Source organism: Allokutzneria multivorans, from assembly GCF_039537405.1.
Lineage (GTDB): Bacteria > Actinomycetota > Actinomycetes > Mycobacteriales > Pseudonocardiaceae > Allokutzneria > Allokutzneria multivorans.
Genome location: NZ_BAABAL010000018.1, coordinates 707,590 through 730,375 on the forward strand (window position 1 = coordinate 707,590; position 22,786 = coordinate 730,375).

Sequence of the window (22,786 nt, forward strand, 5' to 3'; positions counted from 1 at the left end):
GGTCAGCGGTTGAGGGTGGTCATGCCCTGGCCGTCGTAGCGGTCGCCCGCGACGTCGGGGAGTTCGGCGGCGACGCGGGCGAGGTCCTGGGGCGTCAGGGAGAGCTCGGCGGCGACGAGGTTCTCCTCCAGGTAGGCGCGGCGCTCCATGCCGGGGATCGGCACGATGTCGGAGCCCTGCGCGAGCACCCACGCGAGCGCGAACTGGCCGGGCGTGCAGTTCTTCTCGGCGGCCAGCTCCTTGACCTTCTCCACGAGCTTGAGGTTCTGCGCGAGCGCATCGCCCTGGAAGCGCGGGATGTGGCGGCGGAAGTCGTCCTTGTCGAGCTGCTCGGGCGAGGTGAAGCGGCCGGCGAGGAAACCGCGGCCGAGCGGGGAACACGGCACGAAACCGACGCCGAGCGAACGGCAGGTGGGCAGCACGTCGGTGTCGGCCTCGCGGGTCCAGAGGGAGTACTCGGCCTGGAGCGCGGTGATGGGGTGCACGGCGTGCGCGCGGCGGAGGGTCTCGGCGGAAGCCTCGCTCAGGCCCAGGTGGCGCACCTTGCCCGCCTCCACGAGCTCGGCCATGGCGCCGACGGTGTCCTCGATGGGCACCTCGGGGTCGACGCGGTGCAGGTAGTAGAGGTCGATGTGGTCGGTGCCGAGCCGGTTGAGCGACTCCTCGACCGACCACGCCACGCTGGCGGGCGAAGCGTCGAGCACGCGGTTGGACGGGTCCTCGGCGGTGGGCGCGAAGCGGATGCCGAACTTGGTGGCGAGCACGACCTCGTCGCGGCGGCCCGCGATCGCCCTGCCGACAAGGGTTTCGTTCGCGCCGCGACCGTACATGGCCGCGGTGTCGACGAAGGTGCAGCCGAGGTCGAGCGAGCGGTGGATCGTGGCGAGCGCCTCGCCCTCGTCGGTGGCGCCGTACAGCGCGGACATGCCCATGCAGCCGATGCCGATCTCCGAGACCGGCAGCTCTCCGAGTACGCGCTTCTTCATGTGTCAGAGTCCTTTCGGGACGTGGGCGTCCGCGCGCGGAGAAAGCGGGCGAATGCGTCGAGAAATGGTCGGGGCTCCTCGAAAACCCCGAGGTGGTGCGCTCCGGGAACGATCTCCAGCAGCGCGGAGGGCAGTGCGCGGGCGAGCTCGGCGGCAGCGGCGGGCGGCGTCGCGGTGTCGAGGGAGCCGGTGATCACGAGCGCGGGCACCGCGAGAGTGTGCAAGTGCCGCACCGTGTCCAGCCGCGAGATGGCCTCCCACGCCGCCGCCCAGTCGGCGGGGTCGGTGGCGAGCAGCCGCTCCGAACAGCGCCTGCCGAGCGGAGAATCCTTTGCGGCAGAGGAGAACCAGCGAGTCAACGTCGGCTCGACGACCGACGCCATGCCCTCGCGCAGCGCGGACCGTCCCCGCTCGCGCAGCATGGGCCGGGCCTGCGGGTCGAAGCCGCCAGCCGTGGCGCACAGGATCAGCGACGCCACCCGGTGTCCGTGGCACAACGCGAGGTACTGGGCGACCATGCCGCCCATCGAGACGCCGATGACGTGTGCGGGCTGGTCGGTGTGCTGGCTCAGCACGGCCGCGACGGCGTCGGCCGCACGATCGAGGGCGACGCGATTCGGTAGATCAACACTAATGACCTGGTAGTTTTCCGCGAGCGCGGCCGCGTGCGGGGCGAACCACGTGTGGTCCAGCCCGACGGGGTGCAGCAGCACCACCGGCTGCCCAGAGCCGGTCACCTCGTGGGCGAGGGTGCTCACCGCGCGCGGTCCGGGTCGAGCGAGCGGATGAAGTCGATCACCGCGTCGGTGATCAGGTCGGGCGCCTCGATGAACGGGATGTGCCCGCCGCCGGGGATCTCGGTGTAGCGCGACTGCGGGATGCCCTTGTGGATGATCCGGCTCAGCTCGGCCGGGATGAAGTGGTCGTTGTCGGCGCAGGCCACCAGGGTCGGCGCGGTGATCGCCGACAGCGACTCGGTCAGCGCGGGCGCCGCCGCCCCCGGGGTGCGCCTGCCCAGCCGCAGGATCGCGTCCAGGAACGCCGTGTACACCACGGGTGAGTTGGTCCGCACGCCCGCGCGGATGTTCGCCGCGACCGCGCCGCCCTGCTCGGACTCCAGGAACTGCGGCGTCATGATCCACAGCGCGATGAAGTCGGCCATCTCCTCGCCCATGCCGATCTTGGCGATCAGCCGCTTGCGCAGCGCGTAGTTCAGCTCGACGGACTGGTTCAGCTCGGAGAACGCGCCGACGGCGGTCAGCGAGCGCACGCGGGCGGGGTGGCGGACGGCCAGCGCGAGCGCGATCGAACCGCCCAGCGAGGTGCCGAGCACGTGCGCGTCGTCGAGGCCGAGCGCGGCGATCAGGTCCGCGATGTCGTCGGCCCACGCCTGCACCGAGTAGTCCGCGTCATCGCGCTTGGTCGACTTGCCGACCCCGCGCAGGTCGACGGAAATGGTGCGCAGCGCGGCGGACAGCTTCGGCACGCCCAGGTCGTAGTAGCTGTGGTCCAGTCCCAGTCCCGGAATGAGGACCAGCGGCTCGCCCTCCCCGTTCTCCTGGTAGAACAAACGCCCGCCGGTCACATCTGCGTAAGGCATGGTGAATCAACTCCTGCAACGAAAAGAAAGGGGGAAGTTCAGTCGATCATCAGGCTGGTGAGCATGGCGCTGGCGTGGTCGGGCAGGAAAACGTCCGCTCCGCCGATCCTGCTGAGCCATTTGTCACCCATCAGCTCAACGGTCCTGCCGACCATTGTTCCGGTGTAAACCTTGATCTGGGCCTGGGTGTTCGCCGGGTCGACACCCCGGACCGCTTCGGCGAAGTCGGTCACCCGGAGTGCTTCCGCGCTCGCGGAGCGCAAATCCCGCAGGAACTCCGCGTGCTCGTCAACGCTCTCCCGATCACCGTAATGGCCGAAGTGCCCGGTGACCAGCGTCGTGAATTCATAACGCCGCAGCACATCGACCGTGTCCAAGTAATTGGGGACATTGGGCGAGAGGGCCAGCCGGAAGAACGGCGCCCAGCGCGGGATGAGGACGTCCACGAGCACGAGGACCCGGTGCTCGGGGGCGTGGACGAACAGGTTGCCGGCCACGTGGTTGTTGCCGTGGTAGTCCAGGACCAGCCGCTGACCACCGACGTTGAGGACGTGGTGGGCACCGGGGAACGTCCTCGTCGGCAGCGGGCGGCGAGGGTCGCCCGCGCGGCGGAGCAGGTCGCCGGTCAGCTCGTGCGCGACGTACTGCACCTTGCCGGGGAACAGGTTCGCGGCGCCGATGTGATCGGAGTGAGCGTGGCTGTACACGACGTGCGTCACCGGCCGAGAAGTCACCTCGGCAATCGCGTGCAGCAGTTTCTCACCGAGCGAGGGAGGCGCGTCGATGACCACGACTCCCCTGCTCGTGACCAAGAACGCCGACTGGAAAGACGCATTCCTGACGCCGTACATCCCACCGCCGAAGTGGTCGAGCAGATAACCCTTCTCTGGAATCAGCGGAGCTTTCGCACGCTCTGGAACCGGCACGAATCCCGGAGCGGCACCGGGCGCCGAATGAGCCGGAGAACTTCCGACGGAAATCGCAGCCGCGGCGCCGATCCCCGCAGTTCCAAGAACTCTTCGCCTAGATAATCCGCGTTCGTTTTGCACAGACTTCTCCCCAGGTAGGTAATGACGACAAACTCACCGGAAGGAGAACAGGAACGATCCGGTGATCAGTCCACCATGGCCGCGAGCACGGTTGCTGCGGCCTGGTTGACGTGGTGCACGCAGGCGGCTTCCGTGCGGTCCGCGTCGCGCGCCTCCGCCGCCTCGACGATCTCGCGCAGCTCTTCGACCGCCACGGCGGTGCGACCCTCCTGGGCGAGCGACAGCGACCTCAGCGAGGTCACCCGCGCCTGAAGGCCCTCGATGACCTCCTGAGCCACGTCATTGCCCGCGCCGTCGAAGAGCGCACCGTAGAAGCGGCTCTTCGCGGCGAGCATCGTCACCTTCGGCTTGACGGCCGTCGCGCACTTCTCGATCTCCTCGAAGGCCTTGCGGATCTCACGCAGCTGCTTCTCCGTCGCCCGCTGGGCGAACAGCCGCCCGGCCATGCCTTCCAGCACGGCGCGGACCTCGTACAACTCGGCCGCCTGCTTGGGGCTCACAGACGTGACCACGGTCCCCTTGTGCGGCACCGTGGTGACCAGACCCTCGGCCGCCAGCTGGCGCAGCACCTCGCGGATGGTCGTGCGCGAGACACCGGTCTGCTCGATCAGCTCCCGCTCCACCAGGCGCTGCCCCGGACGCAGCCGCGTCTGGACGATCGCCTGCCGCAACTGGTCGAGCACCTGGTCCCGCACCGGTGCCGCCACCCGGTTCACCTGAACCGACAAGTCATCCACGCCCGTGTCCCCATTCTCACGACTGCCCGTTTGTATGACAATACTACAAGTCAGCGCCCCGGGGCGGCCACGACCGCATCACGCGGCGCTCCACGAGCACCACACCGGCGTTGACCAGGAACCCGAAGGAGCCGACCACCGCCAGCAGCGCGAAAGCCTGTGCTGACACGAAGTTCCGCTGAGCCTGCAACAGCAGCATCCCGATGCCGTCGGCCGCGGTGAGCATCTCCACCAGCAACGTGACGATCACGCAGACCGGAGCCGCCACGCGCACACCGAGCAGGATCCCGGGCAGCACGGCGGGCGCGTAGACCTTGCGCAGCCGCACACCCACGGGCAGGTGCAGGGAGCGGTTGGACTCCAGCAGCACGGGGTGCAAGGACCGCACGGCCTCGGCGGTGTTGAGCACGATCGGCCACATGGCGGTGAACACGACCACCACCACCGCCACGGTCTGCCCGAACCCGATCAGCAGCACCGCGACGGGCACCACGGCGGGCGGTGGCATCGCGCGGCAGAACTCCAGCAGCGGCCCGGCGGCGCGACGGACGCGCGGAGCGGCCCCGATCGCCAGGCCGACGGCGGAACCGAGCACGATCGCCGCCGTCAGAGCCATGGCGAAGGTCTCGATCGTCACCACCACAGCGGGCAGCAGGGAACCTTGGGCGTGCAGGCCTCGCACGGCCGTCCACCACGTCGACGGCGGCGGCAGGTAGGGCGAGCCCGCCGAACCCACGAGCTGCCAGATCACCAGCAGCGCCGCCAGCGGCAGCACTCCGATCAGCCTCCTCACGAGCGCCCCCTGACGCCGACGCGCGCGGACACCGAGAGCAGCGCGGAGTTCAGCAGCACGCCGAGCATCCCGATCACGAGCATCGCGGCGAACATGGCGTCGGGCCGAAGTGCTTGCTGCATCTGGACGAGCTCGTGGCCGAGCCCCATCGGATTGCCGATCATCTCCGCGATGACCGTGACGATGAGCGAGATGCTCAGCCCGAGCCGCGCGCCGACCACGACGAGCGGAGCCGCCGCGGGCAGCACGATCGACCAGATCCTGCGCGCCGGGGTGAAGTGCAGCGTCGCGGCGACCTCGCGCAGCCTCGGGTGGACCGCCGCGACCCCGCCCATCGTGTTGACCACGATCGGCCACGCGGCGGCCCACGCCGCGACGGTGATCTCCATGGTGGTGGAGAAACCCAGCAGCAGTACGGCGATCGGCACGAGCGCGACCACGGGCAGCGTCCGCAGGACGTCCACGGTCGGCGCGACGAGCGCCCGCGCCGGGCGCCACGTACCGAGCACCACGCCGAGCGCGCCGCCGACCACCAGCGCGAGCAGCCAGCCGACCACGGTGGCGGAGAGCGTGTGCGCGGTCGCGTCCAGGAGCTGACCGTCGGCCAGCAGCGACAGCGCGGCCGTCGCGATCTCCGTCGGAGCGGGGAGGTACTGGAGCTCGATGACTCGGGCGGCCACGATCCCTTGCCACAGAAGGAGAAGCGCGGCGACGGTCAGCAGACCGCTGAGGTTGAGCCGTTGGCGGGGGCTAGTCATCCAGCCCTCCGGTGACCGCCTCGTGAACCAGCCGTCTCAGCGCCAGGTAGCGGGGAAGCTCCTTGGTCTTCAGCTGATCGCGCGGCCGGGGCAGGTCCACCACGATGTCGTAGGTGATGCGCCCGGGCGCCCCGTCGATCACCATCACGCGGTCCGCGAGGTAGATCGCCTCCTCGATGTCGTGGGTGATGAACACGATCGTCGCGGACGTTCGCCCTTGTACGGCAAGGAGTTCGTCCTGAAGGGAAGCCTTCGTCATCGCGTCGAGCGCGCCGAACGGCTCGTCCATGAGCAGCACGCGCGGTTGCAGCGCGAGCGCTCGCGCGATCTGCACCCGTTGCTGCATGCCGCCGGAGAGCTGCCAGGGCCGGTCTTCGGCGCGGGCACTGAGACCGACGACCTCCAGTGCGGAGTCGACCAGCTCGTCCCGTTCAGCCCGCGTGTGCTTGTTGCTGCCTTCAAGGCCGAGCGCGACGTTGCGGCGCACGGTCCGCCACGGAAGCAGGGCGTGCGCGTAGTCCTGGAACACCATGACGACCTCGGTCGGCGGCCCGTCGATGTCGCGGCCGCCGAGCTGCAACGTGCCCGAGCTCGGCAGCACGAGCCCGCCGAGCGCCCGCAACAGCGTCGTCTTGCCCGTGCCGGATCGCCCGACGATCACAATGATCTCGCCCTGCGCGATGTCGAGGGTGACACCGTCCAAAATGGACCTTTCCCCCGCTGGTCCCGAGAGGGTGACCGACAGATCGCGGCAGGTGTACCCGGCCGCCTTCACGAGCCCGCCCGCACGACGAGCTCGTCGGCGGCGACGGTGCCGTTGAACTGGCCGGAGCGCCGCAGGGCCTCCTGCCACGGTTCAAGCCGGGTCCGCAGCTCGGAGGCGGCCATGCCCCCGCCGTAGACCGGCAACTGCACCGAGTCGGCGAGTTCGGCGGAGAGCTGGGTGTACTTGCGCAGGACCTCCCGCGCGGTCTTCGGGTCGTCCTTGATCAGCCGCTCGGCCTCGGCCAGCGACTGCCGCCACCGCTGCACGGTGGAGCCGTTGGTCTCGGCCCACTGGCGCTGCGCCGTCCACAGCGTCACCAGAACCGGTGACTCACCGACCGACAGGAACGGGCTGCCGATCGAGCGCGCGCCCTGCGCCAGCATCGTCCCCAGCACCGGCTGGATGGCCTCGACCGCGTCCACGCGCCCGGCCTTGAGCTGGTCGGGCATGGTGGAGAACGGCATCTCCACCCCGGTGATCGACGCCGGGTCGCCGCCCTCCTCGGAGATCCAGTTCAGCAGCGAGTTGTGGAAGGCGGCGCCGATCGTCGGCGCGCCGACGCGCTTGCCCGCGAGGTCGCGCACGGTCCGGACCGGCGAGTCCTTGGCCACCACGACCTGCGCCGTCGCGACCTCCGGCGTCTCCACCGAGCTGGTCGCGACGGCGGAGATCCCGATGCCCTGGCCGACGGCCTTGATCAGGTCGGTCGGGGTGGCCGAGGCGATGTCGAACTGCCGCCCCAGGGTCCCCGGCGTCGCGGAGAGGTTCTGGGTGGGCGTCAGTTCCACCTCCAGCCGGTTGCGCGCGAAGATCCCGGTGTCCTCGGCGACGAGGGCGGGCAGGTAGGTCGCGACCGGCACGTAAGCCACCCGGACCTCGGCCGCTCCGCCCGGCTGAGGACTGTTCGCCTGGCCGCACCCGGCGAGGGTGGCCGTCAGCGCGAGGAGCGCGATCCAGCGCGTTCTCGCACGTAGAACCGTGGTCATGTGGATGTCCTCCCCTTCACGGTCGCCGTTGATCGCGACCGGCCTCGTATGATTGTCGTACAATAAAGGCTGTACGATCGTCTGACAATCCACGAGGGAAGGACCTCCGATGACCGAACGGACGCTGCTGCGCGAGGGCACCGAGATCCGCAGGGCCGTGCTCGGCGCCGAGTTCGTCGACCGCACGCTGGCCCGGACCAGCGAGTTCACCCGCCCCATGCAGGAGCTCGTCGGCGAGTACTGCTGGGGGACGGTGTGGTCGCGCCCCGGCCTGGACCGCCGCGCCCGCAGCCTGCTCAACCTCGGCATGCTCACCGCGCTCAACCGCACCCCGGAGCTGAAGCTGCACCTCAGGGGCGCGCTCAACAACGGCGTGACCCCCGTGGAGATCCAGGAGGTGCTGTTGCAGGCGAGCATCTACTGCGGGGTGCCCGCCGCGATGGAGGCCTTCCGCGCGGCGGAGGAAGTCCTCGTGGAGCGCGGCGTCGACGTCAACTCCCCCGGCGCGTGAGCGCACGAGAAACGCGAGAGAGAGCGACGATGTCGAACACCCTTGAGGACTGGGTTCCCGCCGAGCTGCTGCGCGACCGCGGCCTCATCGACGGCGTCTGGACGGCCGCCGACACCGGGGCCGAGTTCGAGGTCACCAACCCCGCTTCCGGCGAGGTCCTCGCCCGCGTGCCCGACATGGGCGCGCCCGAGACCTCGGTGGCGATCGAGGCGGCGGAGCGCGCACAGCGGCTGTGGGCCGCGCGCACCGCGAGCGAGCGCGCGGAAGTGCTGTTCAGGTGGCGGGATCTGGTTCTGGAGAACCAGGACGCACTCGCCCGGCTGCTGACCTTGGAGCAGGGCAAGCCCTTCGCGGAGGCGCGCGGCGAGATCGGCTACGCCGCGTCCTTCCTCCGCTTCTACGGCGAGGAAGCTCGTCGCATTCGCGGTGAGACGATCCCGTCCGCGAGCGCCGACACGCGAATCGTCGTTCTGCGCCAACCGATCGGCGTCGCCGCGTGCATCACGCCGTGGAACTTCCCTGCGGCGATGATCACGCGCAAGGCGGCTCCGGCGATCGCGGCCGGGTGCGCGGTGGTGATGAAGCCCGCCGAGCTGACGCCGCTGTCCGCGCTGGCGCTGGCCGCCTTGGCCGAGCGGGCCGGGATGCCCGCCGGAGTGCTCAACATCGTGACCGGCGGGCCGCAGGCCATCGGCGCCGAACTGTGCGCCAGCCCGGCGGTCCGCGCGCTGTCCTTCACCGGCTCGACGGATGTGGGCAGGCTGCTGTCAGCGCAGTGCGCGCCGACGGTGAAGAAGCTTTCGCTGGAGCTGGGCGGAAACGCGCCGTTCATCGTGTTCGACGACGCCGACCTGGACGCGGCGGTCGAGGGCGCGGTGCTGTCGAAGTACCGGCACTCCGGGCAGACCTGCGTGTGCACCAACAGGTTCCTCGTCCAGGACGGGATCTACGACGCGTTCACCGAGCGCTTCACCAGCCGCGTCGCCCAGCTGACCGTCGGCAACGGCATGCTGGACGGCGTGCAGGTCGGGCCGTTGATCGACGATCGCGCGCTCGGCAAGGTGCAGGCGCACGTCGCCGACGCGCTGGACAACGGCGCGAAGCTGCTCACCGGCGGCGAGCACCTCGGCGGCACCTTCTACGCGCCGACGGTGCTGGGCGAGGCGACCACCGGCATGCGCCTGGCGACCGAGGAGACCTTCGGCCCGGTCGCGGCGCTGTTCCGCTTCGGCGAGGAGGCCGAGGCGATCCAGCTGGCCAACGACACCGAGTACGGGCTGGGCGGCTACTTCTACACGCGCGACATCGGCCGGGTGTGGCGGGTGGCCGAGCAGCTGGAGACCGGCATGGTCGGGATCAACTCGGCGATGCTGTCGGTGGAGATCGCGCCCTTCGGCGGGGTCAAGCAGTCCGGCATCGGCCGCGAGGGCTCCCACCACGGCATCGACGAGTTCGTCGAGCTGAAGTACCTGGCCTTCGGCGGTATTCAGTGACGCTTCCCTGACGAACGCCCCCGCCCGGCGCGGGGGCGTTCGCCTCCCCCGGTACTCGGTGCTGCTCCGCAGTGGTGCTCAGTGCCACCGGCGAGGAAGGTCTACCGGGCGTCGCTCGGCGAGAAGTGGGTAGGCTTCGGCCGTGGCTCGATCTTGGTTGCGAAGCGGTGTCGCGTGGCGGCTGGCCGGGGTGTCAGCCGTCCTGGCGATGGCCGGGGCCTGCTCCTCAGGCGGGGCGGACAAGCTCCTCGTCCTGGACGGCTCGAAGGTCTGCGAGGTGTTCACCCCCGAGCAGATCCTGGAGTACGGCGTGGGCACCGTGTCGGCCCAGGTGAAGAACAGCGGGCCGGAGAACGCCTTCAGCAGCTGCGTGTGGAAGTCCGCCGGACCGTCCGGAACCCGCCTGCTGACCGTCTCCTTCGACAACAAGCAGCTCAACGACTGGGTCGGCGACAAGAACAGGACCGAGCCGGTCTCCGGCTACCGGGCGAGCCTCGCCAGCGACATCATGTCGATCGCCTCCGGACCGGACATCGGCGTGCTGACCATCGATTCCCGTGACGCCGCGAAACCGATCCGGGACATCGCCGAAGCGGCCGTCGCCCGGCTCATGAAGAAGTGACGAAGCGGCTGAGGTCGAGGTCGTCGCCGCACACGTCGGCCAGCCAGTCGTCGTGGACGTACTCGAAGGTTCCGGTGTCGGTGTCCAGCAGGCCGATGCTTCCCTCCGCCACGCGCTGCTCGGGGTTGGCGCGCTCGGGGCGTCGCCGATTCGTCTTGGGGTAGACCAGTTCCGCGAGGGCGTAGGAGTCCGTGCGGCCGTAGTGGCGCGGCCCGTTCTCGTGGTGGTAGTGCCCGCTGACGTGCAGACGCGGTCGCAGGTGCTCGATGAGCCCGGCCAGCTTCGGCGATCCCTCAAGCTCACCGCGCCAGTTCCGGCACATCCCGAACGGGCCGTCGTGGGTGATGAGGATGTCGACGCTGCCCGGCTCGGCGGCGAGCAGACTCGCGCGGGCGTCCTCGTCGAGGTCCATGTGCCCGGGCTCCTCGATCTTGCCCAGGAACGCGATCCGTTGTCCGGCAAGGACGATCTGCTGCCCGCACGCGACGTGGCGGAAGGCGCCCAGCGGGTCCACCGCGACGACGCCGGAGCCGGTTTCCTCGTGCAGTCCGGCCAGCCAGTCGAAGTCCTCGTGGTTGCCGCTGACGAAGTGCACCGGCGGCAGCTGCTCGAGGGCGCCGCGCACCGCGTCGGCCAGCCGCGGCGAGGGGTCGAGCAGGCGGAAGAGGTCGTTCTCCGACGGGTTCTCCGCGGCGAAGCGACGACTCGGCGCGTCCATCCGTTCCGGTGTGGGATAGGCGCCGAGGTCGCCGACCTGGATCGCGGCGTCGAGCCGGATGCCGCGATGATTTTGCAGTGCTGCCAATGCTCCTAGAGTGTGCAGCACCCGGCCGTGCACATCTCCGATGAACGCGATCTTCATGCTGGTCACGGTAGGGTTCAGCGCCCCGAGCCCGACAGGACACGATTCCGGACATGACCGACTCCCCCTTGGGCTGCACGTGGCAGCGCTACCTCGAACACCTCGTCGAGGAGCACGGCGGGTGGACCGCGCTGACCCGCCTGCTCGTCCAGCGCGCCGGTCCGCACGCGGGCCTTCCGGTCGATCCGGGGACGATCGAGCGCGGACTGCGCCGCCTCAGGACCCGGGGCAACGCGCCTGGTGGGCAGTACGGTGACTGGCTGCTCCAGCACTTCGGCGTGCCACGCCCACTGGAGGACACCGCCCGGTGGATGGGTCAGTACCACGGGCGTTTCGCCGACATGCCGCTGTCGCTGTGCGAAGCGCAGCTGCTGCTGTGGGACCGGCCGCCGATCTCCGAGTCCCCGTCGGCGTGCTGGATCGAGCTCGGCCTTGCCTCCGTGGCCCTGCGCAGGCACGACCTCTCCGGCGCACACGCGCGGCTCGACCGCGCCCGCGACACGACAGATCCGGCCGCGCAGGTCGAGTCGGCGCTGCTCGACGCGCGGCTTGGCATGGACGACGGGCGAGCGAGCCACGCTGAAGAAGCGCTCGCGTTGGCGCACAACCAGATTGAAGCGCTGCCCGTCGGTGGTGAGCGGGACTGCTATCAGGCGCGCTGGGCGGATCAGCGCGCCTACCGCCTGATCCACGCCGGGCCGCGACCGGATCTGGAGAGCGCCACCCAGCTCTACGAGTCGATCAGTGCTGACAGCCCGGCCGCATTCGCCCTGTTCCGGCGGGAGCACGGGCTGGCGTACTGCTGGTGGAAGCTCGGTGAGCACGATCGTGCTCTTCGGCACGCGAGTGCGGCGGTCGATCATGCCGGTGACGCCGGGTTGTTGCGGTTTCGCGTGATGGCGCTGCGGTTGCTCGCGCGGATCGACGTGCGGCAGGCGCCCGAGCTGGAGTTGCGGAGCGGGCGGATCGTCGCGGAGCTCGGGCACCGCGATCTGTGACGGAGAGACGGCGAGCCCTCAGCCACCTAGGCGCTGTCCTGCAAGTCATCAGGTTCGCCGGTCTTCAAGACCACCCAACCCCCGCCCAGCCGTCTTCAACGACAGCAAACCCCGCAACACCGCAGGGTTTGCGGCGGTTAGCGATGATCAGCAGCGGGGTTTGGTGGTCTTGAAGACACCCCAACCCCCGGCGGCACCGTGACCGGAACACACAGCGCAACCACTTACAGGACAGGCGCTAGCGCCTGTCCTGTGCGACTCCATGTAGAGTGAACGAAAGTTCATTCAAAACGTGGAGGCGGCGTGCCGAGGACGGCCGAGCAGAACGAGGCGCTGCGCAGCGCGAGCCGGGAGACGGTGTTCACCCACGCGGTGCGGGTCTTCGCCCGGCGCGGTTACGCGGCCGCGAGCATCCGCGACGTCGCCGCCGAAGCCGGAGTCAGCGTCGGCCTCATCTACCGGCACTACGCGACGAAGGACGAGCTGTTCGCGGACGTGCTCGACCGCGCGGCCACCGGGCTCGACCAGACCGCGCGCGAGCTCGCGGCGGACCCGGACGGCCACGCGGCCCTCGCGCGGTTCCTGGAGCTCTACCTCGACGGGATCATCGCCGTCGACGGCGCCGCGGAGTTCTCCGTGGTGGTCAACCAGGCGTTTCTCAGCGACGAACCCGCCGGTGCGCGCGAACGCCTCCTCGCCAGCCACGGCGCTTTCCGGCAAGCACTGGAAACCGCCGTCACCCGGGCTGAGCGCTTTCCCGCCGAGGACACCGAATCCCTGGTCGCGGTCCTGCTGTCGTTGTTGTCCGGAGCCGTGACGATGCGCATGGCGTCGGGCCCCTCGGCCGTTCCTTCGGCCGCCGTGGTGCTCCGCCTGCTGGACGGGAGCAGCCGATGATCACCGTGACCAGGGCCGACACCCTCGGCGAAGGTGCGCGGCGGCGCGTCACCGAGGTGTTCGCGAGCGGCTTCGCCGAGGACTTCTCCTTCTTCTCCAAGGACGTCGGCGCGCTCACCGATGCGTTCGCGCACATGCTGGTGCTCGATCGGTTCCACGTCGCCCGCGTCGACGGCGAGCCCGCCGCGGTCGCCACGCTCACCTCCGGCGCCGAGCAGTGCCTCGCGCCGAAATGGGCTCCGCTGCGCAGGCATCTGGGCCTGCTGCGCGGCACCATCTGCTACTTCGTGGTGCGCAAGCACTTCATGGCTGTCTCCACCACCGTGCCCGAGGGCGCGGCAGAGATCGGCTTCGTCGCAACCGCCCCCGAACACCAACGGCGCGGTGCGGCGACCGCACTGCTGCGCCAGCTCATCGCGACGCCGGGCTTTCGCACATTCGTGCTGGAGCAGATCAAGGACACCAACGAAGGCGCGCTCTCGCTCTACCGCAAGCTCGGCTTCTCCGAATACCGCCGCGTCCCGCAGAAGCACACCGCTCGCGCCGGCTTCACCGCCTACGTCTCCATGCGCCTGGATCTCTAGCCCCCGGCGGCGAGGGCACCGGTCATGGCCCGGCCACCCGCGCGGCTGGCGGAGCACCCCCCGGAACCTGTACCACGTCACGGTTTTCTGGGACACGACCGTCCGAAGTGGACTTCTCGGCGCTGATCTACCCCCTTCGACCCATGGGCGAACACCTGGGCGCTTGCTTCGATCTGCGGGTAAGCAGTTGCCGCGCAAGGAGAAACTCGTGCCTTCGTCCCAAAGCATGATGTCCGCTGTCCTCGGAGCCGTCCTGGCGGGCGGGCTCGTCCTGGCTCCCGGCGCCACCGACGCCACCGCCGCGGTGCCGTGCGCGGGCGGCTCCTTCTGGAAGTCCATGGGCACCAGCGACCCGAGGGACGACCAGAGCTGGTACCGGCACTGCACCACCGACGGCAGCCGCGTGATCGTCCAGGCCCACCTCAGGGGTGGCACCTTCCCGATCATCGCGCAGAAGTGCGTCGGCCCGGGCGAGGAGTGGTACGCAGGCACCCGCCCCGACATCCTGATCGCGCCGTACTACACCGGCAAGCGCTGCTGATCCCCCAGTTTCCGGGTGCCCGTCCCGGAGGACGGCGTCTCCCGTCCCCATGCGGAGACGCCGTCCACGCGCGCCGGGCGGATCGTGGCCATCAGACCGCCCACCGTCACGACCCCGCCCGGCGCGTGCCCTACCCTGCCGCTCATGGTGGTACCGAAACCCGAGTTCCGTCAGCGGGTCAGGGAGCTGACCGAGGGCCGGTGGCAGGAGCCGGTGGTCGTGGCCTTCCTCGACGACGTCAAGCCGGGCTTCGACGTGCCCGGCAGGCGCAAGGACGGCACCCTCAAGGGCCGCAAGCTGATCCGCCGCTTCTTCTGGAACATCGCCAGGGGCACCGTCGGCGGCGTGGTCAACGCCTTCCTCGTCATGGGCAGCGGCGAGTGGGGCAGCGTGTTCGGCAGGGACGGCAGCGTGACCGGGCCGGAGAACGCGCAGGCGCTCGGCCTCGTCGACGCCGCGCGCTCGGCGAAGTCACCGTGGCTGGTCGTGTCGGCCTCGCACGTCGCCGTCGTGGACACCGGCCACAGCTTCGCCGACCCCGCGTCCGGCCCGCCGCCCACGGTGTTGTGGCACGAGACCGCGCCACTGGCGCCCAAGGTGATCATGCCGAGGCAGCGCATCCGCTGGCGCGACGGCTCGGAGTTCCAGTTCCACCTGTCGTTCGAGGAGGCGGCGCTGCTGCGCCGAGAGCGGTGATCACCAGCCCGTCCGCGCACCCGGCGTGAGGATGCCCGCCGGGTCGTAGCGGCGCTTGGTCGCCAGGACCTCCGGCCACGTGTCCCCGTAGTGCCGCCGCCAGTGCTCGCCGTCGAGCTCCTGCGAGCCGATCGGGTACAGCACGCCGCCCAGCGCTTCGGCAGTCGCCCACAGACGAGCGTTGCGCTCCAGCATCCGCGCGGCGAAGTCTGGGGCGTGGCCGGGGCGGGAGGTGGTGAGGACGTCGAAGAGCCACACCCACTCGGTGTCCTCCGGCACCCGCAGGCGCGGGCACGTGAACGCGTCGCGGCGGTGGACGTGCACGAGCACGAACCCCAGCGGCGCGGCCCAGTCGTCCTGCGTCAGCCCCGCGACGGCACCGTCCACAAAGGACTCCGCCGAGCTGTCGGGCAGGAACACGTCGAACCAGGGCTTGATCTCCGCGTCCCAGGTGGTGGTGCGGCGCATGTCCTCGATGAGCCGGTCGAAGCGCGTCACGTGCTCCACATAGGACCGAGCCTGCACCTGCGGCTCGGCGATCGGCACCGGAACAGCGCCCAGCGCGGCGGCGGGGTCCGGTGCGGAGCCCGTGAACCACTGGTGCGCGAGGACCTGGAACACCGGCGGTGTGGTGGTGGTCGGCGGCACCACGAGGCAGAACACGCCGTCGATCTCCTCGCGCTCGGCCAGCGCGCGCACCGCGGTGAACGCCTCGCCGCAGTCGGTGTAGGGCAAGCTGATCGCCAGCGCGCTCTCCGGCGCGGGCAGCAGTTCCAGGACGACGGCGGTGATGATCCCGACCTGCCCGAGGCCTCCGAGCGCGGCGGCGAACAGCTCGGCGTCGCGGGTCCGCGAGCAGCGCACGAGCGCGCCGGTCCCGGTCACGATCTCCAGCTCCACGACCCGATCGACGAACCCGCCCTCGCGGTGCTCCTGGCCGATCCCGCCCACCGACAGCGTTCCGCCGAGGCTGAGCTCCAGGTAGCCGGGCAGCCCTGCCGGGCGCATCCCGTGCTCGACCGCGCACGCGAGGACCGCGCGCCAACTGGCTCCCGCGTCGGCGTGCAGCAGGCCGTCGGAGACGCCGTGGACGCGGTCGAGCGCCGTCATCTCGATCGCGACCCCGCCGGGCGCGAGCGACTGGCCGTGCGTGGTGTGGTGGTGGCCGCGCGCGGCAACGGTGATCCCGAAGCGGTGGCAGAACCGGACGAGCGCGGCGACGTCCTTCGCCGAAGCGGGGCGCAGGACGGCCGACGGGGACGCGGTGATCGTGTTGCCGAGGTCCCCGGCGGACTCCTCGCCCGTGGCGGGCCGGATGAGCTCCCCGGCGAGCGCGGGGACGGCGACGCCGCCGGAGCCCGGCTCGACCAGCCACCGCCCGCTCGGCGGGTCGAACGCCCGGATCTGCCGGGTGGCGAGTGCTGTCTGGTCCATTGTGGACTCCTGGAGTAGCAGGGCTGTTGACACCTCATCCTCAACGCGCGCAGTGCTTTTCGCCCACGCGGCCGGGTGTGTCGGGGCGTGTCCGGCGCCGATGTGGGCGTTTGCCCCGCGCGTCGGTCAGGCATGCACCTGACTTGTCCACAGTGGACATACGACCGGGACTGAACCTTTCTCAGCCTGAGGCGTCCCCCTTTCATGACGTGGAGAGCACTCAGCCTGACCGTCGCCGTCCTCGGTGCGGCACTGGCCGCGACGACCCCCGTCCACGCGGCCGAAGCCGGGCAGGTGGTGACGAAGGTGCCGGAAGCGGGCAGAGCCGCCGCGCTTGCGCACTGGACGCCCGCCAGGATGAAGGCCGTCGGCGAGGGCGAGGTGGCCCCGGCCGAGAAGATCGCCAAGCCCTACGCGGGGGTGAAGCCAGCCGGGGTCGGGCGGTTGTTCCTGTCGACCTCGAAGGGCGAGGACCTCTCGTGCACGGCCACGGTGGTGCCGAGCGCGACCAAGGACGTGGCGATCACCGCCGGGCACTGCCTCAACGGCGGTACCGACCGCTGGGAGAACCCGATCACGATCGTGAACGTGGTGTTCGCGCCCGGCTACGACAGGGGCGAGCGCCCGCACGGCGTCTTCGCGGCGCGCGCGTTCGCGTGGTCGGACACCTACCGGGGGCCGTCCAGCGGCGAGGACGACGACGCGGTCGTCGCCTTCGACCCGGTCGACGGCAAACACGTCGAGGACGTCGCGGGCTCGCAGGCCATCTCCTTCGACGAGGTGGCCTCGCCCGTGGACTCGACCGCGCTCGGCTACCCCGTCTCGGAGCTGAACCGGGGCGAGGCGCTGGTGTCGTGCGCGCGACCCGCGACGTTGAGGACCAACTCGGTCTTCGCGGCCTGGGAGACCGACTGCGACCTCGCGGGCGGGGCGAGCGGCGGCCCGTGGCTGCGCGGCTTCGACCCGGCGACGGGCAAGGGGACGATCTTCGCGGTCACCAGCAGGGGCACGGTGAACGAGGAGGGCGTCACGACCGACCTCAGCGGAGCGGCCTTCACCGACGCGGTCCGGGCACTGCACGACAGCGCGGGCAAGCTCTGAACTCGTTGCTGTACAAGGGTTTGCGCTCTCCATAGAACACAACCGATTGGATCACGATCACCCGGCGCGGGCATCACGGTTCGCGCCGGGTGCTGAGCCCGGCCACGGGCGCCCTGCTAGTCAGGGAGCATGAGCCAGCCCGTGATCACCACACCCGTTGACGACAAAGAGATCCTGGCGCTGTTCGCCACGCTGCCCACGAGCAAGGGCGAGCTGCTGCACGCCTCCCCGAACAAGGCGTGGACGCTCACCGCCCGCCAGGCCGACGCGCTGACCGAGCGCGCCAAGCTGAAGCAGGAGGTGGCGGCGACGATGACGCTGCACCGCGCGGCGCGGGTGAACACCAGCCGCTCGGTCACCGACTTCACGCACAAGCGCAGGACCAAGGCCGTGCAGCCGGTGCACGAGATCGCCTTCGACCTCGGCGAGATCGACCCCGCACACGTCCGCTACGTCCGGTTCGTCCGCGCCGCGAAAGCCGGGAAAACCGCTACCGACAAGGGTTTCACCACGCAGTCGACCGGTCCGGGCTACGTCTACTTCGACCGTGGCACCACGGCCCACACCACCGGCCTCGGCGGGGTCGCCGCCGCGTTCGGCACCGCGAAGTGGGCCTACGACGGACCGCGCGCGGGTTTGACGGTCAAGGACACGACCGCGTCCAACACCGACGCGCCCGGCGAGTCCTCCGACGAGGACCAGCTCTACATGATCACGGAGTTCATCGGGGTGCTCGCGTACACGCCGCCGACGGGCACCGGGCGCGTCCTCAACATCACCCACTACCGGGACTCCTTCGCCAACAACCAGCCCGAGAAGGCCAACGCACCAGACATCGTCGAGACGCCGATCACCGGCTACGCCCAGTTCTGCGTCGGTGCGACGTGGGACGGCAAGCTGATCGCGCAGCGGCACGACGCCGACGTCGCGGACACCACGGCGAAACCCGAGCGGCGCAAGAGCTTCTGAGCTAGGGCGTGTTTCACAGGTCCGTGTTCGCGATAGCCGGGCCGAGCCCGCCCCTGGCCGCGCCGCCGGAAAGCCCACGTACAACACCGGTACGCGGACTCCCCGCCGTCTTGCCAGGAACGACCTCGATCCCGACTCTCATCGAACGAGACCTATGAAACACGCCCTAGGGCGGCAGGACCTCGGCCTCCTTCTCGGAAGCGCCGAGGTGCTCGCGCGAGCCCTTTCGGCGGGCCCAGAAGAAGTAGGCCAGCGCGCCTGCGCACACCAGCACCGACACCCACACGTTCACCCGGACCCCGAAGACGAGCGTCGCCGGGTCGGTGCGCATCAGCTCGATCCACGTCCGCCCGACCGTGTAAGCAGCCACGTAGAGGGCGAACGCGCGGCCGTGGCCCAGGCGCAGCTTGCGGTCCGCGTACACCACCAGCGCCGCCACACCGAGGTTCCACAGCAGCTCGTAGAGGAACGTCGGGTGCACCGGGCTCTCCGGCAGCGGGATGCCGTTGGAGACGCCGTTGAGCTGGTCGAGCTGACCGTTGGCGTTGACGCGCTGGTAGATCTCCAGGCCCCACGGCAGCGTGGTGTGCGAGCCGTACAGCTCCTGGTTGAAGTAGTTGCCGATCCTGGCGATCGCGTGCGCGACCGCGATGCCCGGCGCCACCGCGTCGGCGAACACCGGCAGCGGCACACCCCTGCGCCGGCACCCGATCCACGCGCCGACCGCTCCCAGGGCGATCGCGCCCCAGATGCCGAGCCCGCCTTCCCAGACGTAGAGCGCGCGGACCGGGTCCTTGCCCTCGCCGAAGTACAGGTGGTTGTCGGTGATCACGTGGTAGATCCGCCCGCCCACGATCCCGAACGGCACCGCCCACACCGCCACGTCGCCCACCATTCCGGCCGGGCCACCCCTGGCGACCAGGCGCTTGTCGCCCCACCAGATGGCGACGGCGATCCCGAGGATGGTGAACACCGCGTACGCGCGGATCGGAAGCGGGCCGATCTCCCACACCCCTTGCGGCGGGCTGGGGATCGTCGCGAGGAAGACCGTCGACATGAGCACGCGCACACGCTAATCAGCCCGCGTACAGCCCCTGTGAAACCACCGCGTCCGCCGACTCGACCGTCCTAAGTGGACTCTCCAGGAAGCCCTTGGCGCCCCCTTCGTCGACCAGCAACGTGAACCTGCTCGCCGGGGTTCGCCGGTCTTCAAGACCACCCAACCCCCTTGCCGATCATCGTTAACCACCTCAAACCCAGCGTTCCGTGAGGGTTTGCGGTGGTTGAAGACCGCTGGGACCGGGGTTCGCGGGTCTTGAAGACTGGCGAACCCGGTGGCTGACAGAACGCGGCCCAGGCCCTCCACCAACCCAAACCCCACGCGAGCGGGGGTGGGCCAGCCGTCCGCCTGGCCCAAGCACGCGGGGTCAGCGACCGCCCCATGCGGGTCTTGACGACGCGGCCACCGCCACTGGAAGAGGTGGAGCGCACGCGGTGAGCAGGGAGTCGGCGAGTTCGGTCGCGGTGTGCAGGACCTTCCGCCCGGCGCGCGTGGTCATGATCAGCCCGGCGTTGCGCAGCGCGCTGGCGTGCTCGGACGCCGAGGAGAGGCTGATCCCGGCCTGCGCGGCCAGCTCGGTGGTCCCGCGCGGCACGGCGGCGGCGCGCAGGACGGCGGCCCTCCGGGTACCGAGCAGCGCGGACAGGCTGTCGGAGCGGCCCACGCGCCCGCGAACGGGGGCGAGCGGAGCGGGGTAGACGACGGTGACGGGCTCCCCCCGGCCACCGGTGATCACCAAGGTTCCGGGGAGCAGGCACGACGGGGCGAAGATCAGCCCGTGCTCGACGGGCACCCCTCGGTCGACGGGGTTGTCGACGTCGACGGTCTGCCCGTGGTGGCCGATGGTGGACGGCAGTGACGCGATCGCCTTCGCAAGGCCCTCGCGCAACAGGATGCGCCCGCGATGGGCGAGGTCGGTGTGCGCGGTGGCCGCGATGTCGGTCCAGTTGGGCTCGACGAGCGCGCGGTAACCGGCCTCGACACAGCGCGTCAGGACGGCGCGGGCGGAGCGCTCCCCCGAAGCGAGCCCGTGCAGCCACGCGGCGCGCGGCCTGCCCTGGAACGCGGACATCAGCTCGCAGCGCAGCCGGCTCACGGGTGTCGTCGCGAGCTCCTCAAGGGCGGCACCGATCTCCGTGCGCCGCGAGAGCAGGAAGTCCGGCACTTCTCCCTTGTCGGAGAACAGGTCGAACAGCGGGCGGACCGCCTCGGGCGGGTGCCGCCGGGCGGCGGGCGAGCGAAGGCGCATCAGGGCGCCGACCAGCTCGACGAGCGGGAGCGGCCCGTCTGAGAAGCGCGTCGTCTGGAAGACCGCCGGACTCACGTGCAGTCGAATCAATGCACCCACCACTCGCCGTGCTCGTCGTGTCCGCCCGCGCGAAGTGAAACAAGGGCGCATACACGGCCAGTACAAACGCGGCGGCGACGGTGGCTTAGCATCCCCTCGCACCAGCGAAAAGTGGGGGAAACCGACATGCGACACCTGCGCACTGCCCTTGCGGTCCTGATGGCGGTGACCGCGCTCGGCGCGTGCACCACCGCCCTGCCGGGCACGCCGAAGGCCGGGCCGTCGACCAGGAACGTCGAGGAGGAGCTGGCCGGTACCAAGGAGAGCGACCTGCGCAAGGTGTTCACCAGCACTCCGCAGCAGGTCAACGACTACTGGTCGGCGGAGCGGATGCGTTCGGCCCAGCCGCGCCAGCCGCAGCCGGGCCAGGTCACCGACGTGCCCAAGGACGAGCCGGTCGGCGTGATCATCCACCCGACCTCGGGCCCGGTCGGGCCGACCAAGCCGCTGCCCAGGGACGACAGCGGGGACGTCTGGACGAGGGCGGGGCTCACCGCCACCACGATGGGCCGCCTGTACATGTCCTACCCCGGCGGCTACAACGGGCTCTGCTCGGCCTCGGTGGTGAACTCCGGCTCCGGGGTCATCGTGGCCACCGCGGCGCACTGCATCTGGGACTACTCCGGCAAGCGCAACAGCAGCTGGGCGGAGAACGTCCTGTTCATCCCCGGCGACACCGCCGGGCAGGCCCCGTACGGCCGGTGGACCGCGGAGGCCATCTACGCGCCGGTGGAGTTCCAGCAGAAGGCGAAGATCAACGCCAGCGGCGGCACCATCGGCGAGGGCTGGTCCTACGACATCGCCTACCTGCGCATGCGCCCGGTGGGCGGCAAGAACATCGAGGACGCGCTCGGCGGCCAGGGCCAGGCCTTCGACGCGGCCTCGGAGAGCATCCGCTCGCTCGGCTACCCCAGCGCGCCGCCGTTCGACGGGACCCAGATGCGCAGCTGCTCCTCGCCGACCTGGACGGCCAACCGCAACAACACCTTCACCATCCCGTGCAAGATGACCCCGGGCTCCTCCGGCGGTCCCTGGTACACCCGCTTCGACGACGTCAAGGGCGTCGGCTACCTGGTGTCGACGAACTCCACCGGCGGGTCGACGCAGATGAACGGGTCACTGCTCGGCAAGATCGCCTACGACGTCTACAAGCGCGCCGACGCGGGCAGCTGAGCCGCCTCAGCGCAGCTCGCCGCGCTCGTGCAGCGCGTCGAAGATCAGCTGTCCGGTGCTCGACATCAGCTCCCGCTCCGCGTAGCCCAACCAGCGGATCTCCTCGATCTCGCTGGTGGGCGCGGGGGTGCCGGAGTGCTCTGCGGTGTAGCAGGCCACCGTGACCAGCACACCGTCCGCCTTCGCATCCGCCTGCGCCTGGAAGGTGCCGATGTGCCGGGCGGTCTCCGGCGCGATGGCGACGGCCAGCTCCTCGGCGATCTCCCGCACGAGCGCCTGCACGTCGCTCTCACCGGGATCGCGCTTGCCACCGGGCACGTAGAAGCGCTGCTTGCCGTAGGAGCGCGCGCACAGGAGGCGGCCGTCCTCCAGCAGCACCCAGCCGATCTTGTCGATGACGGTCACGGGTGCTGACCCTAGCGCCGGGTCATCTCGCGCACATAGGCGTTGGCCTCGGGCAGGAACATGAGCACGGCCCCCGTGACGGCCAGCGGACCAGCGGGAAGAAACACCAGCGCGGGCAAGGAAAGCGCGGGCGAGGACACCAGCGCGGTGATCACGAGGTAGGCCAGCACCGGAGCGGCCAGTGCCAGGTAGATCCTCGGGCCGCGCCAGCCGGAGCGGAGGTTGTTCGCGCACCACAGCACGGTGAGCCCGCCGAAGAGCGCCGCACTGTTCGCGGGCGCGGCCGGATCGACGCCGGAGAACAGGTTGACGACGAGGAACAGCAGAGCAAGCACGCCGACGGCGGCCCAGGCGAGCACGGCGGCCTCCACACTGCGGGGGCGGTGCGCGGGCTCGGTCACCCCGATCATGGTAGGC

28 protein-coding genes are annotated in these 22,786 nt (G+C 70.3%); 11 read left to right on the forward strand and 17 right to left on the reverse strand.

The genetic code is table 11. From position 1 onward, the window contains the following. Positions 1 to 2 precede the first annotated feature (2 nt). From ABD798_RS27275 to ABD798_RS27315, 9 genes are all read right to left on the reverse strand, one after another. Entirely contained in the window at positions 3 to 986 is a 984-nt protein-coding gene (locus ABD798_RS27275; protein WP_344880595.1) for an aldo/keto reductase, read from the reverse strand. Further along, positions 983 to 1,744, reverse strand: a complete 762-nt coding sequence (locus ABD798_RS27280; protein WP_344880598.1) for an alpha/beta fold hydrolase — start codon at positions 1,742 to 1,744, stop codon at positions 983 to 985. The genes ABD798_RS27275 and ABD798_RS27280 overlap by 4 nt, the downstream gene beginning before the upstream one ends. Beyond that, positions 1,741 to 2,586 carry an alpha/beta fold hydrolase gene (locus ABD798_RS27285; protein WP_344880601.1) on the reverse strand — a complete coding sequence of 282 codons (846 nt, stop codon included), beginning with the start codon at positions 2,584 to 2,586 and terminating at the stop codon, positions 1,741 to 1,743. The genes ABD798_RS27280 and ABD798_RS27285 overlap by 4 nt, the downstream gene beginning before the upstream one ends. A 38-nt stretch (positions 2,587 to 2,624) precedes the next feature. Then, positions 2,625 to 3,377 (reverse strand): MBL fold metallo-hydrolase, encoded by a 753-nt coding sequence (locus ABD798_RS27290; RefSeq protein WP_344880604.1) that lies wholly within the window; start codon positions 3,375 to 3,377, stop codon positions 2,625 to 2,627. Between the two features lie 323 nt (positions 3,378 to 3,700). Beyond that, positions 3,701 to 4,372, reverse strand: a complete 672-nt coding sequence (locus tag ABD798_RS27295) for a GntR family transcriptional regulator (protein ID WP_344880607.1) — start codon at positions 4,370 to 4,372, stop codon at positions 3,701 to 3,703. A gap of 43 nt (positions 4,373 to 4,415) precedes the next feature. After that, positions 4,416 to 5,165, reverse strand: coding sequence for an ABC transporter permease (locus ABD798_RS27300; protein ID WP_344880611.1), 750 nt, complete (start codon positions 5,163 to 5,165; stop codon positions 4,416 to 4,418). Next, a complete protein-coding gene (locus ABD798_RS27305) occupies positions 5,162 to 5,923 on the reverse strand; it encodes an ABC transporter permease (RefSeq protein ID WP_344880615.1) in 762 nt (253 codons plus the stop codon). The genes ABD798_RS27300 and ABD798_RS27305 overlap by 4 nt, the downstream gene beginning before the upstream one ends. Next, positions 5,916 to 6,626 (reverse strand): ABC transporter ATP-binding protein, encoded by a 711-nt coding sequence (locus tag ABD798_RS27310; RefSeq protein WP_344880618.1) that lies wholly within the window; start codon positions 6,624 to 6,626, stop codon positions 5,916 to 5,918. The genes ABD798_RS27305 and ABD798_RS27310 overlap by 8 nt, the downstream gene beginning before the upstream one ends. Before the next feature lie 68 nt (positions 6,627 to 6,694). Next, positions 6,695 to 7,675 carry an ABC transporter substrate-binding protein gene (locus ABD798_RS27315; protein ID WP_344880621.1) on the reverse strand — a complete coding sequence of 327 codons (981 nt, stop codon included), beginning with the start codon at positions 7,673 to 7,675 and terminating at the stop codon, positions 6,695 to 6,697. A gap of 109 nt (positions 7,676 to 7,784) precedes the next feature. On the opposite strand from ABD798_RS27315, the gene ABD798_RS27320 reads away from it, so the two are divergent. From ABD798_RS27320 to ABD798_RS27330, 3 genes are all read left to right on the forward strand, one after another. Next, the gene (locus tag ABD798_RS27320; protein ID WP_344880625.1) at positions 7,785 to 8,186 is read left to right on the forward strand and encodes a carboxymuconolactone decarboxylase family protein; all 402 of its coding nucleotides are present in this window, start codon (positions 7,785 to 7,787) and stop codon (positions 8,184 to 8,186) included. Positions 8,187 to 8,215: 29 nt separating this feature from the next. Next, a complete protein-coding gene (locus tag ABD798_RS27325; protein ID WP_344880628.1) occupies positions 8,216 to 9,679 on the forward strand; it encodes an NAD-dependent succinate-semialdehyde dehydrogenase in 1,464 nt (487 codons plus the stop codon). 142 nt (positions 9,680 to 9,821) lie between these two features. Then, complete coding sequence (locus tag ABD798_RS27330) at positions 9,822 to 10,301, forward strand: DUF3558 domain-containing protein (RefSeq protein ID WP_344880631.1); 480 nt, start codon at positions 9,822 to 9,824, stop codon at positions 10,299 to 10,301. On the opposite strand, the gene ABD798_RS27335 is transcribed toward ABD798_RS27330, so the two are convergent. Beyond that, the gene (locus ABD798_RS27335; RefSeq protein WP_344880635.1) at positions 10,288 to 11,163 is read right to left on the reverse strand and encodes a metallophosphoesterase family protein; all 876 of its coding nucleotides are present in this window, start codon (positions 11,161 to 11,163) and stop codon (positions 10,288 to 10,290) included. The two genes, ABD798_RS27330 and ABD798_RS27335, sit on opposite strands and share 14 nt — an antisense overlap. Positions 11,164 to 11,216: 53 nt before the next feature. Here ABD798_RS27335 and ABD798_RS27340 point away from each other — a divergent pair, with 53 nt between their 5' ends. The 4 genes from ABD798_RS27340 (at position 11,217) to ABD798_RS27355 (ending at position 14,183) form a co-directional block, all read left to right on the forward strand. Then, on the forward strand, positions 11,217 to 12,161 hold the full coding sequence (locus tag ABD798_RS27340; protein WP_344880639.1) for a hypothetical protein: 945 nt from the start codon (positions 11,217 to 11,219) through the stop codon (positions 12,159 to 12,161). Positions 12,162 to 12,464: 303 nt separating this feature from the next. Beyond that, positions 12,465 to 13,058: a TetR/AcrR family transcriptional regulator gene (locus ABD798_RS27345; protein WP_344880642.1), complete on the forward strand. Its 594-nt coding sequence runs from the start codon at positions 12,465 to 12,467 to the stop codon at positions 13,056 to 13,058. Continuing rightward, positions 13,055 to 13,642, forward strand: coding sequence for a GNAT family N-acetyltransferase (locus ABD798_RS27350; protein WP_344880645.1), 588 nt, complete (start codon positions 13,055 to 13,057; stop codon positions 13,640 to 13,642). Before ABD798_RS27345 ends, ABD798_RS27350 begins: the two co-directional genes overlap by 4 nt. 208 nt (positions 13,643 to 13,850) lie before the next feature. After that, positions 13,851 to 14,183: a DUF6355 family natural product biosynthesis protein gene (locus tag ABD798_RS27355; RefSeq protein ID WP_344880647.1), complete on the forward strand. Its 333-nt coding sequence runs from the start codon at positions 13,851 to 13,853 to the stop codon at positions 14,181 to 14,183. Here the strand turns inward: ABD798_RS27355 and ABD798_RS27360 are convergent. Further along, on the reverse strand, positions 14,162 to 14,329 hold the full coding sequence (locus tag ABD798_RS27360; protein WP_344880649.1) for a hypothetical protein: 168 nt from the start codon (positions 14,327 to 14,329) through the stop codon (positions 14,162 to 14,164). The genes ABD798_RS27355 and ABD798_RS27360 overlap by 22 nt on opposite strands. Here ABD798_RS27360 and ABD798_RS27365 point away from each other — a divergent pair. Beyond that, positions 14,328 to 14,879, forward strand: a complete 552-nt coding sequence (locus tag ABD798_RS27365; RefSeq protein WP_344880652.1) for a hypothetical protein — start codon at positions 14,328 to 14,330, stop codon at positions 14,877 to 14,879. The genes ABD798_RS27360 and ABD798_RS27365 overlap by 2 nt on opposite strands. Here ABD798_RS27365 and ABD798_RS27370 read toward each other — a convergent pair whose 3' ends face one another. Further along, positions 14,880 to 16,313 carry an FAD-binding protein gene (locus ABD798_RS27370; protein WP_344880655.1) on the reverse strand — a complete coding sequence of 478 codons (1,434 nt, stop codon included), beginning with the start codon at positions 16,311 to 16,313 and terminating at the stop codon, positions 14,880 to 14,882. Positions 16,314 to 16,517: 204 nt separating this feature from the next. On the opposite strand from ABD798_RS27370, the gene ABD798_RS27375 reads away from it, so the two are divergent. Next, positions 16,518 to 17,414: a trypsin-like serine peptidase gene (locus tag ABD798_RS27375; protein ID WP_344880657.1), complete on the forward strand. Its 897-nt coding sequence runs from the start codon at positions 16,518 to 16,520 to the stop codon at positions 17,412 to 17,414. Positions 17,415 to 17,543: 129 nt separating this feature from the next. Then, complete coding sequence (locus tag ABD798_RS27380) at positions 17,544 to 18,383, forward strand: hypothetical protein (RefSeq protein WP_344880660.1); 840 nt, start codon at positions 17,544 to 17,546, stop codon at positions 18,381 to 18,383. Positions 18,384 to 18,396: 13 nt separating this feature from the next. Here ABD798_RS27380 and ABD798_RS27385 read toward each other — a convergent pair whose 3' ends face one another. From ABD798_RS27385 to ABD798_RS27395, 3 genes are all read right to left on the reverse strand, one after another. Next, complete coding sequence (locus ABD798_RS27385; protein ID WP_344871985.1) at positions 18,397 to 18,525, reverse strand: hypothetical protein; 129 nt, start codon at positions 18,523 to 18,525, stop codon at positions 18,397 to 18,399. Positions 18,526 to 18,549: 24 nt separating this feature from the next. Beyond that, entirely contained in the window at positions 18,550 to 19,440 is an 891-nt protein-coding gene (lgt, locus tag ABD798_RS27390; RefSeq protein WP_344881003.1) for a prolipoprotein diacylglyceryl transferase, read from the reverse strand. A 370-nt stretch (positions 19,441 to 19,810) separates the two neighbouring features. Then, the gene (locus ABD798_RS27395) at positions 19,811 to 20,767 is read right to left on the reverse strand and encodes an ArsR/SmtB family transcription factor (RefSeq protein WP_344880663.1); all 957 of its coding nucleotides are present in this window, start codon (positions 20,765 to 20,767) and stop codon (positions 19,811 to 19,813) included. Positions 20,768 to 20,917: 150 nt separating this feature from the next. Here ABD798_RS27395 and ABD798_RS27400 point away from each other — a divergent pair, with 150 nt between their 5' ends. Then, the gene (locus ABD798_RS27400; RefSeq protein WP_344880666.1) at positions 20,918 to 21,964 is read left to right on the forward strand and encodes a trypsin-like serine peptidase; all 1,047 of its coding nucleotides are present in this window, start codon (positions 20,918 to 20,920) and stop codon (positions 21,962 to 21,964) included. Positions 21,965 to 21,970: 6 nt separating this feature from the next. Here the strand turns inward: ABD798_RS27400 and ABD798_RS27405 are convergent, their stop codons facing one another. Both ABD798_RS27405 and ABD798_RS27410 read right to left on the reverse strand, forming a co-directional pair. Continuing rightward, entirely contained in the window at positions 21,971 to 22,369 is a 399-nt protein-coding gene (locus tag ABD798_RS27405; RefSeq protein ID WP_344880669.1) for an NUDIX hydrolase, read from the reverse strand. An 11-nt stretch (positions 22,370 to 22,380) separates the two neighbouring features. Then, positions 22,381 to 22,770 carry a hypothetical protein gene (locus ABD798_RS27410; RefSeq protein ID WP_344880672.1) on the reverse strand — a complete coding sequence of 130 codons (390 nt, stop codon included), beginning with the start codon at positions 22,768 to 22,770 and terminating at the stop codon, positions 22,381 to 22,383. Positions 22,771 to 22,786 lie beyond the last annotated feature (16 nt).